General features: G+C 76.3%; 2 protein-coding genes. One reads left to right on the plus strand and one right to left on the minus strand.

The window, feature by feature from the left end:
* Positions 1-162 precede the first annotated feature (162 nt).
* Positions 163-867, minus strand: a complete 705-nt coding sequence (locus AC2W7A_RS12645; RefSeq protein WP_485991638.1) for a glycosyltransferase family 2 protein — start codon at positions 865-867, stop codon at positions 163-165.
* Between the two features lie 25 nt (positions 868-892).
* On the opposite strand from AC2W7A_RS12645, the gene AC2W7A_RS12650 reads away from it, so the two are divergent.
* Positions 893-1,212, plus strand: a 320-nt coding sequence (locus AC2W7A_RS12650; protein WP_485991639.1) for a hypothetical protein, incomplete at its 3' end; no start/stop codon positions are given.

Below are 1,212 nucleotides of genomic sequence, written 5' to 3' on the forward strand. Positions count from 1 at the left end.
GGCCGCCTGGGACGATCCGGACGCGGACTGGGCCGGCGCCGTGGAAGCGGCCGCCGAGGACCCCGCCTCCGCCGATCGGCTCGCCGCGGCCCTGCTCACCGAGCCGGCCGAGTACGGGGAGCTCTGGGAGCAGGCGATCGAACGCACGATCGCCGGGCGTCCTCAGTAGGCCGCGTCCTCCACACGGGCGGCCGCGAGCTCCTCCTCGGTCGGCCGGCGCAGCAGCTCGAGGCGCTCGCCGTCCGGGGCCCAGTCGATCAGCCCGGCCGCGGCGAACCGGCGCAGCCAGCCGTCCATGGGCCACAGCCCGTGCACCTGCCGGAAGCGGCGGGCGTTGACCAGGATGTCCTCCAGGTGGTTCAGCGGCGGGCGATGCACGCCGTGGTGCTGGTGGAACACCTCGGCCGGGTGGAACCGCAGGCCCAGCCCGGCGTCCCGTGCGCGGAAGGCGAGATCGGTGTCCTCGGCGCCGTAGCCGGCGTAGCCCTCGTCCAGCCCGTCGATCGCCCGCAGCACGCTACGGCGCACCGCCAGCACGAGGGTCCACACCATGTGCCAGTCCTCGCAGTCCCCGTCCGGCAGGCCTGCCCGGGCCTCGTGGGTCACGGACGCCGCCCGCAGCGCCTCGTCCGCCGGCAGGGCTCCTGCCTCCGCTGCCGCAGCCTCCTTCGCCGCCGTGGCCGCCTCCGCCCCTTCCGTCGCCCCGTCCGCGGGCCGCGTCTGTTCCGGCCCCGCCTCGGCCAGGCCCGTCCGCTCCCGCCAGTCCGGCAGCAGGTACCGGGGCGTGCCCATGACCATGGCGTGCGGGTGCGCGGCCACGTCCGCCGCCAGGCGTTCCACGGTGTCCTGCGCGGGGATGCAGTCCACGTCCAGGAAGACCAGGACCTCGGCAGTGGCGAGTTCGGCGGCGCGGTTGCGGGGCGGCCGCCAGCGGCAGGTGCCCGGCGCCGGCCACGTGGCCCACGGTGACGGTCAGGTCGGTGGCCGGGACCTGCCCGTCCGGCTGGTCCATGAAGACCACCACCACCTCGTCCGGACGTCGCGACTGCCGCTGCAGCCCCTGCAGCACCCGGGCCAGGTGGGCGTCTCGGTTCCCGGTGATCACCAGGACGGCCACACGCTCCTCGGCCCGGTGCGCCGCGTTCTCCACGGCCCGCGCACACGCGGCGGCATGGGCGGCGGCCACCTGGGCGCGCTGTTCGCGGCGCCACT

The sequence above is a fragment of the Micrococcus sp. LASM2_SD2 genome, assembly GCF_057364565.1.